This window comes from Gemella haemolysans (genome assembly GCF_001553035.1).
Lineage (GTDB): Bacteria > Bacillota > Bacilli > Staphylococcales > Gemellaceae > Gemella > Gemella haemolysans_B.
The window spans coordinates 1-9,118 of the sequence record NZ_KQ959964.1 but is presented as its reverse complement, the minus strand read 5'-3'; the positions used below and the strand labels follow the sequence as shown (position 1 = coordinate 9,118).

General features: G+C 31.7%; 7 protein-coding genes. All 7 read left to right on the top strand.

All coding sequences use genetic code 11. The features are described from left to right. A partial coding sequence (locus HMPREF3186_RS08905; protein WP_156438973.1) for an LPXTG cell wall anchor domain-containing protein occupies positions 1-325 on the top strand: 325 nt, incomplete at its 5' end. Between the two features lie 276 nt (positions 326-601). Then, entirely contained in the window at positions 602-937 is a 336-nt protein-coding gene (locus HMPREF3186_RS05410) for an HIRAN domain-containing protein (protein WP_060914271.1), read from the top strand. A 40-nt stretch (positions 938-977) separates the two neighbouring features. Next, the gene (locus tag HMPREF3186_RS05405) at positions 978-1,964 is read left to right on the top strand and encodes a helix-turn-helix transcriptional regulator (RefSeq protein WP_060914270.1); all 987 of its coding nucleotides are present in this window, start codon (positions 978-980) and stop codon (positions 1,962-1,964) included. Positions 1,965-2,199: 235 nt separating this feature from the next. Then, positions 2,200-4,764, top strand: coding sequence for a preprotein translocase subunit SecA (gene secA / locus HMPREF3186_RS05400; protein ID WP_060914269.1), 2,565 nt, complete (start codon positions 2,200-2,202; stop codon positions 4,762-4,764). A gap of 80 nt (positions 4,765-4,844) precedes the next feature. Next, positions 4,845-5,591 (top strand): NAD-dependent protein deacylase, encoded by a 747-nt coding sequence (locus HMPREF3186_RS05395; protein ID WP_060914268.1) that lies wholly within the window; start codon positions 4,845-4,847, stop codon positions 5,589-5,591. Further along, on the top strand, positions 5,592-7,352 hold the full coding sequence (locus tag HMPREF3186_RS05390; RefSeq protein ID WP_060914267.1) for an ABC transporter ATP-binding protein: 1,761 nt from the start codon (positions 5,592-5,594) through the stop codon (positions 7,350-7,352). It abuts the gene before it with no gap. Continuing rightward, the gene (locus HMPREF3186_RS05385; RefSeq protein ID WP_060914266.1) at positions 7,339-9,078 is read left to right on the top strand and encodes an ABC transporter ATP-binding protein; all 1,740 of its coding nucleotides are present in this window, start codon (positions 7,339-7,341) and stop codon (positions 9,076-9,078) included. Before HMPREF3186_RS05390 ends, HMPREF3186_RS05385 begins: the two co-directional genes overlap by 14 nt. Positions 9,079-9,118 lie beyond the last annotated feature (40 nt).

Genomic DNA, 9,118 nt, shown 5'->3' with positions numbered 1-9,118 from the left:
AACAATAAAGCCAAAAGAAGAAGGTAACGCACCATCAGGAGCAATAAAGCCAAAAGAAGAAGGTAACGTACTATCAGGAACAATAAAGTCAAAAGAAGAAGGTAAAAAACCAAGTAAATCATTAGAAGATAAAAATAAGCTTGATACAAAATTAAAAGAAGATAAAATTAACAAATCAATAAATAAATCAGAAGGTGATTTAGGGAAGAAAGAAACAAAGAGTGTTCTACCAAGAACTGGAGAAACAACATCTTCATTATTATTGATAGGTGTAATTATGGCGGGTCTAGGAATTAGTTTTGCTGTGAAACGTAAACAAGGATAAATAATATATATCATTATGTTTTATTTATTAGTAATTTTTAGGAGATATTGTTAAGTTTAAAATATAAATTTAATATAAATTTATGAAAACTATAAGATTTATATTTGAGTGACTCTGCTAAATAAAAAAAATAAGAGCTATATAAAAATAAAGTTTTTAAGAAAAAATATTTTTAGGCTCTTATTTTTTATGTTTTTTATAAAAAATATTATGAGTCCAAAAAAATGGACAGATGACTTGCTATAATTAAATCACAAAACGAAGAGGTGATTTAAAATGGAAAAAGATTATATTACAATTACAGGAATGCAACATTATTTCGGAACAACAGTTTTTAAAGTAGGAGATGTTATAAGCTGTGAAAAAGAGTTCGATAACGACTATGACGAAGAAGCTATAAAAGTTATGATGAAGACTTTTGGTAAAGTTGGTTATGTAGGAAATTCTTGCAGAACTGTCGCAAAAGGTACGAAAAGTGCAGGAAGAATTTATGATAAAGTAGGAGATAAATTCTTTGTAAGAGTATGTTTTGTTACTGGTGGTTCTGTTATTGCAGAAGTTCTAAAAAGAGATGAAAATAATCACAAAAATGATAGAAAAATTCGTAAATAGTTGTTATTATATACATAAGTGTATATAAGGAGCAAAATTTATGGAAAAAGGAAGATATCAAAAATTAAAGCTATTATACTTATTAGAAATACTGAGAGACTATAGTGATGAAAATACTTATTTAAGTATAAAAGAATTAACTTCTTTACTCTTTAAAAAAGAAATAGTTGTTGAGAGAAAAACTCTATATAAAGATATAGAATTACTACAAGATTATGGATTTAATATCGTAGTTGAAAAAAGTGGTCGTGAAAATACCTATGCTTTAGTAGAAAGAGAGTTTGAACTTGCTGAGGTGAAGATGTTAATTGATGTTATTCAGGCAAGTAAATTCCTAACCGCGAAAAAATCGCGCGATCTAATCTTAAAACTTAAGAAATTAGCGAGTAAAAAACAGGCTCAGAAAATTCAAAGACAGGTATATTCTTTCGAAGAGAATAAATATATAAACGAAAATATTTATTATAATGTTGATGCTATTCATAATGCAATTGCAGAAAATAAGCAAATTAATTTTAATTATTGGCAATGGAATTATAAGAAACAGATGATTGATAGGAAAAACGGTGAAGTTTATAATGTAAGTCCATTCGCTCTAGTATGGAATGATGAGAATTATTACATGGTTGCCTACGATGCTAAGACAGATTTAATCAAGAATTATCGTGTTGATAAGATGAGAAATGTTGTTATTGCTGAGAATGATAGATTAGGTCATGATAAGTTCCAAAAAGAAGATATATCGAGTTATTCGAAGAAAATCTTTGGTATGTATGGTGGAACTTTAGAAAAGGTGACTTTAGAGTTTAAAGAATCTTTAATTGGAGCGATTGTCGATAGATTCGGTAAAGATATTATTATTCATAAAAAAGATGATTATTATCAAACTTCTGTAGAAGTTATGTGTAGTAGTCATTTCTTAGGTTGGATTTTCTCTTTAGGTAGTGATATTGAAATACTAGCACCTCAAAATGTTCGAGACTTATATGTGAAGAAAGTAGAAAGTTTACTAAAAAAATATAAATAAAAAATATTCTAGTAGGATTTTAAGGGGGAGTTCTGCTAGAATTTTTACTTATTTAAAATCAAAAATATATAAATTCATTTAGCTTTCTTAGTCAGATATGAATCCTACTTAATATCAACTTAAAATCGTGCTAATGTGGTTGCTTTAATAGAAAATGAATGTTATAATTAAATGATGAATTATAATATGATTATAAAATCATTTAATAGAAAAATATGTCGGAAGGAAAATGTTAATGGCTATTTTAGGAAAAATATTTGATGCTAATAAAAGAGAAGTAAAAAGTTTATCAAAATTAGCTGACAAAGTATTAGCTAAAGATGAAGAATATTCAAATCTTAGCGATGAAGAATTAGTAAATAAAACAGAAGAATTTAAAGCTTATATCCAAGAACAAAAAGAAAAAGGTAAAGATACACCGGATATATTAGATAAAATTTTAGTAGATGCGTTCGCTGCAGCTCGTGAGGGAGCATTACGTTCTCTAGGAATGAAACCATATAAAGTTCAAATCATGGGTGGTATCGCACTTCACCGTGGTGATATCGCGGAGATGAGAACAGGGGAAGGTAAAACTCTTACTGCGACAATGCCAGTATACTTAAATGCATTAGCAGGTGAAGGTGTGCACGTTGTTACAGTTAACGAATACTTATCACAACGTGACGCTCAAGAAATGGGAGTTTTCTATAACTACATGGGACTTTCTGTAGGTCTTAACTTAAACTCTCTGAATTCTGAAGAGAAAAGAGCAGCATACAATGCTGATATCACATATTCAACGAATAATGAGTTAGGGTTTGACTATTTAAGAGATAACATGGTTAAAACAGTTGAAGCTCGTGTACAACGTCCATTAAACTACGCCGTAATCGATGAGGTTGACTCAGTTCTTATCGATGAAGCACGTACACCACTTATTATCTCTGGTGAAGGTCAAGAATCGACTTCATTATACCAAGTTGCAAATGCCTTCGTTAAAACTCTGAAAAAAGCAGAGGAAGAAGATGGAAGTGATGGAGATTATACATTAGATATTAAAACTAAATCTATTCAACTTTCTGAAAATGGTATTGATAAAGCAGAAAGTTATTTTGGACTAAACAATCTTTACGAGTTGAAAAATGTTGATTTAACTCACCACATTAACCAAGCGCTAAAAGCTAACTATACAATGGCGTTAGATGTTGACTATGTGGTTGCTGAAGACGGAGAGATTTTAATCGTTGACCAATTTACTGGTCGTACAATGCCTGGACGTCGTTTCTCTGAAGGATTACACCAAGCTATCGAAGCTAAAGAAGGTGTGCCAATCCAGAAAGAAAGTAAAACAATGGCGACTATTACATTCCAAAACTTCTTCAGAATGTATAAAAAACTTAGTGGTATGACAGGTACTGGTAAAACAGAGGAAGAGGAATTTAGAAATATTTATAACATGTTTGTTACAACAATTCCTACGAACAGACCAATCCAAAGGATTGATGCACCAGACTATATTTACTCAAATATGGAAGCCAAGTTCAATGCAGTAGCACAAGAGGTAAAAGAACGTTATGATACGGGGCAACCAGTTCTTTTAGGTACTGTTTCAATCGAAACGAGTGAATTAGTATCTAAATTATTATATAAATATGGTGTTCCTCATAAAGTTCTTAATGCTAAACAAAATGAAAGTGAAGCTGAAATAATCAAACAAGCTGGACAACGTGGTTCGGTAACTATCGCGACTAACATGGCTGGTCGTGGTACGGATATTAAACTTGGAGAAGGTGTTCGTGAGTTAGGTGGTCTGGCTGTAATAGGTACAGAACGTCACGAATCACGTCGTATTGATAACCAATTACGTGGTCGTTCAGGACGTCAAGGGGATCCAGGGTACAGTAGATTCTATTTATCTCTTGAAGATGAACTTATGGTTCGTTTCGGAGCTGATAGATTACAAAAAATCATGGGGAAAGATGATGATACGCCACTTGAAAGTAGAATGGTAAGTAGATCTGTTGAAAGTGCACAAAAACGTGTTGAAGGTAATAACTATGATTCACGTAAACAAGTACTTCAATATGATGATGTATTACGTAAACAACGTGAAATCATGTATGCTGAAAGAAATGAAGTATTAGAGAATGAAGTTGTTACTGATATTATTCAAGATATGATTGGTGACGCAGTAGATAAAACTATGGCATTTATCACTGAAAACTTAGAGGCGCATAGTGAAAAAGAAGAAACTGAAGAAATTATTAAATCACTTAATGAGAAGTTCTTAGGTCAAAAACCTATTACTGAGAGTGAGTACTCAGATGTTATGTCTGATGATGAAATTCGCGAGCTTGTATTACACAGAATTAATCTTGAGTTAGCTGAGAAACGTGAGTTACTTGGTGATGAGACTATGAATTCATTCGAGAAATACATTCTTCTTAATGCTATCGATGATAGATGGACTGATCATATCGACCAAATGGATCAACTTAGAAAAGGGATTTTCCTTCGTTCTTATGGACAAATTGATCCACTTCGCGAGTACAAAACAGAAGGTTATCAAATGTTCGAGGACATGATTGATGATATTCAAGTAGAAGTTGTAACTAACTTAATGCGTATTAGAGTAGAACGTCATGAAGAAATCGAAATGAAACAAGAACCAACTAACCTTGTAACTAACGATAGTAAAGAACATATCGCTCGCGGTCCAATTAAGAGTGCATCTCGTGAAGAGAAAAAAGCTCGTATCGAAGAGCGTAAACAACGTATTAAAGAGTTAAAAGCTCAAAAAGAAAAAGAAGCTAATTAGAAGTTAATTGAAAGAAGGAGACTTGAAAATAGGTTTCCTTCTTTTAATGGCTTATATTATATTTTTTAGGAGGTAGTATTATGAAGCATTTAGAAAAACTTAGCAATATAATAGAAAAAAGTGATAATATTGTCTTTTTTGGTGGAGCTGGTGTTTCTACTGAATCTGATATTCCAGATTTTAGAAGTGCGAACGGTGTGTTTAATGTTAAATTAAATCGCCACTTTACACCTGAACAACTCGTTTCTAGGACTATGTTTGTGAAGTATCCTGTAGATTTCTTTGATTTTTACAAAAAACATTTAGTTTATCCTGATGCCAAACCGAATAGAGCTCATTTTTATTTAGCTGACTTGGAAAAACAAGGGAAACTTAAGGCAGTAATTACCCAAAATATTGATACTCTTCATGAACAAGCGGGTAGTAAAAATGTTTTAAAACTTCATGGTAGTGTAGATGCTAACTATTGTACTAAGTGTAAAAGTTTTTACAACTTAAAAGACTTTTTGGCTAAAAATGAAGAAATACCGAGCTGTGATAAATGTGGTGGAGTAATAAAACCGTATGTTACTTTATATGAAGAGGAATTAGATATGACAGTATTTAATGCTGCGATTAACTTTATTGAAAAAGCTGATGTACTGATTATCGGTGGTACTTCATTAAGTGTTTATCCAGCAGCAAATCTACTACATTATTTTAGAGGAAAGTATTTAGTTGTTATTAATAAGACGTCTACACCTCAGGATAATATGGCTGATCTAGTAATTAATGGTAAAATTGGAGAAGTATTTTCAAAATTAGGAGAAAGGTTAGGTGATATGTAGATGTATTTATTTAGAAAATTAGCTTGGTTTATGAAGCTAGAAAAAAGGCGTTATATTATTGGGATAATTGCCCTTATATTAGTAAGTATTTTCAACTTAATTCCACCGAAAGTTATTGGGACTGTTATTGATAAAATTGAGGCTGGAAATTTAACTAATGGAGAGTTATTCTTAAATGTTGGTTATCTTGTATTAGCTGCACTTGCGATGTACGCACTTCGTTATGTTTGGCGTGTTCATATTTTTGGGGCGGCATACAACTTAGGAAGAATCTTAAGGTCAAGATTATTTGAACACTTTACTAAGATGTCTCCGTCGTTCTTTCAAAAATATCGTACGGGTGACTTAATGGCGCATGCAACGAATGATATAAACTCAGTAGCAATGGTTGCTGGGGGTGGAGTAATGTCAGCGGTTGATGCGAGTATTACAGCTTTAGTGACATTATTTACGATGATATTTTTAATTGATTTCAAGTTGACTCTAATAGCTATTATTCCTTTACCGTTTTTAGCATATGCTACTAATTATATTGGTGATAAAAACTATGAGAGTTTTGAGGCGGCACAAGAGTCATTTTCTGATTTGAATAATAAGGTTCAAGAAAGTGCTTCTGGGATAAAGGTCACTAAATCATTCGGTTATGGTAATGATGAGATTAAGAGTTTTAGGGAAGTTAATAACAAAGTATTCGGTAAGAATGTTATCGCTGCTAAGTATAACTCATTATTTGATCCAATGGTATTAATCTTCGTTGGATTATCTTATACACTTACTCTTGTTTTCGGGGGTATTTTTATTTCAAATGGTGATTTATCGGTTGGGGAGCTAGTTACTTTCGTGACTTATCTTGATATGTTAGTATGGCCGCTTCAAGCAATTGGTTGGTTGTATAATATATCACAACGTGGTGAAGTATCTTATAAACGTATTGAGAGTTTATTAGCTGAAGTTAATGAGGTAAATACCAATTTAGATAGCAAAATCAAAGCTGAAAATGGTCGACTTGAATATAATATCAACAACTTCGAATTTGAAGAAGGTAAGAGTGTTCTAAGAGATATTAAGTTTGTTATTGAAAAAGGTCAAACACTAGGTATCGTAGGTGTTACTGGAGCAGGTAAAACTACATTATTAAGGCTTTTATTAAGAGAGTTTAATATTGAGTCTGGTAATATCATGCTTAACAATAGAGACATTGCTGAATATAGTATTAACGACCTTAGAAGACTTATCGGATATGTACCACAAGATCAAGTGTTATTTGCTATGTCGATTAAAGAGAATATCCGTTTTGCGAATCCTTTAATTGATGATAAACAAGTAGAAGAAATTACAAAAATTTGTGGTCTGTATGATGATATTATGGCTATGCCTGAGAAGTTTGATACGATTGTTGGTGAGAAAGGTGTTAGTCTTTCAGGTGGTCAAAAACAACGTTTAGCAATGAGTCGTGCTTTGATTATTAATCCTGAAATTTTAATTCTTGATGATTCATTATCTGCGGTTGATGCTAAGACTGAACATGTTATTTTAGAGAACTTAAAAGAACAACGTAGTGGTCAAACTAATATCATTACTGCACATAGACTTTCTGCAGTAGTGGAAGCTGATTTAATAATTGTTTTAGGTGATAATACGATTATTGAAAAAGGAACTCATGACGAACTTATCGCCAATAATGGTTGGTATAAAGAGACATATGAAAGTCAACAAATGGAAGAAAGCTTGAAAGGAGGAAATGAAGATGTCGAAAAGTAAGACGTTTTTTAGATTAATGCGCTATATGTTGCGCTATAAAGGATTATCGATATTGGCACTATTATTTATATTAATGACTTCGATAGTCGCAACAGCAATTCCTCTTTTAGCTCAATATTATATTGATAATTTTATTACAAAAAATATTGCTAAAGCTGGATTATATATATTATTAATATACTTTGGATTATTTATTCTAAGAGTTGTGTTTACATTTTTAGGAGAGTATTACTTTGCAAAAGTAGCTCACAGTATAGTTAGAGATTTACGAAATGATAGTTTTGCTAATTTGCAAAAATTAGGTATGTCTTACTTTGATAAGACTCCTGTAGGTTCTGTAGTATCTAGATTAACTAATGATACACAGGCTGTTGCGGATATGTTTGGAACAATTTTTTCAAGTTTCCTAAATACTATACTTATGTTTGTAGTAACACTGTCTGCGATGATTGCTTTAAGTTGGCAATTAACAATCTACATGATACTATTTATCCCTGTAATGGTTGGTTCGGTATATCTATATCAGAAGCTTTCTAGTAGATTAGTAGAAATTTCTCGTGCGAAAATTAGTGAAATGAATACTAAATTATCGGAATCTATAGAGGGTATGAAGATTATCCAAGCCTTTAATCAGGAACAACGATTAATTGATGAATTTGGAAAGGTTAATAATGAACACCTTCGTTATTACACTAAATCGTTAAAGGTTGATAGTTTATTATTAAGACCAGCTATGGCTTTATTTAAAGTATTAGCATATGGTGTTATCGTAATGTATTTTGGGTTAAGTTTTGAAAGTGCTGGTTTTACAGCCGGAATAATCTATGCGTTTATTCAATATACGAATCAGCTGTTCAATCCACTAATTGAACTTATGCAAAACTTCTCAATTCTTCAAACTTCTATAATTTCTGCAGGTCGTGTTTTCATACTAATAGACAATGAAGAATATGAGCCAGAGCAAAAAGATAGTGATCATAAAATTTCACGTGGAGATATCGAGTTCAAAAATGTTAGCTTCTCTTACGATGGTAAACGAGATGTTCTTAAAAATATATCGTTTAGTGTCAAAAATGGAGAGAGTATAGCATTTGTAGGAGCTACTGGTTCTGGTAAATCTTCTATTATGAACCTATTCTTAAGATTTTATGATTATGATAGAGGAGAAATCTTAATTGATGGAGTTAATATTAAAGATTATAGTTCTAAAGAATTAAGAAATAGTGTTGGACTAGTACTTCAAGATCCATTCTTATATCACGGAACAGTAGAGTCTAATATTAAGATGTATAATGAAAGTTTAACAAGAGAAGATGTTATTGAAGCGGCAAAGTTTGTTGATGCACATAACTTTATCGATAAATTAGAAGATAAGTATGATAGCTTAGTTACAGAAAGGGGTTCAACGTTTTCATCTGGAGAAAGACAGCTGTTAACATTTGCTAGAACTATAGCAAGTAAGCCGAAGATTCTTATTCTTGATGAAGCTACTGCAAATATCGACTCTGAAACAGAAGAGTTAATTCAACATTCTCTTGAGAAAATGAGAAAAGGTAGAACGACAATAGCAATTGCTCATAGATTATCAACGATTCAAGATTCTAACTGTATTTATGTGTTAGATAAAGGTGAAATTATTGAATCTGGAACACACGACGAGTTGATAGCGTTAAAGGGTAATTATTACAAAATGTACCAACTTCAAGCAGGTATGTTAAATAAATAGATTTTAAACGGCTCATCAAAAAATCGGACTGATAGAAAAA

Bases quoted from the DNA above. Each gene is read 5' to 3' on its own strand.
- HMPREF3186_RS05410 (WP_060914271.1), top strand. From the start codon at position 602: ATGGAAAAAGATTATATTACAATTACAGGAATGCAACATTATTTCGGA.
- HMPREF3186_RS05405 (WP_060914270.1), top strand. From the start codon at position 978: ATGGAAAAAGGAAGATATCAAAAATTAAAGCTATTATACTTATTAGAA.
- secA (WP_060914269.1), top strand. From the start codon at position 2,200: ATGGCTATTTTAGGAAAAATATTTGATGCTAATAAAAGAGAAGTAAAA.
- HMPREF3186_RS05395 (WP_060914268.1), top strand. From the start codon at position 4,845: ATGAAGCATTTAGAAAAACTTAGCAATATAATAGAAAAAAGTGATAAT.
- HMPREF3186_RS05390 (WP_060914267.1), top strand. From the start codon at position 5,592: ATGTATTTATTTAGAAAATTAGCTTGGTTTATGAAGCTAGAAAAAAGG.
- HMPREF3186_RS05385 (WP_060914266.1), top strand. From the start codon at position 7,339: ATGTCGAAAAGTAAGACGTTTTTTAGATTAATGCGCTATATGTTGCGC.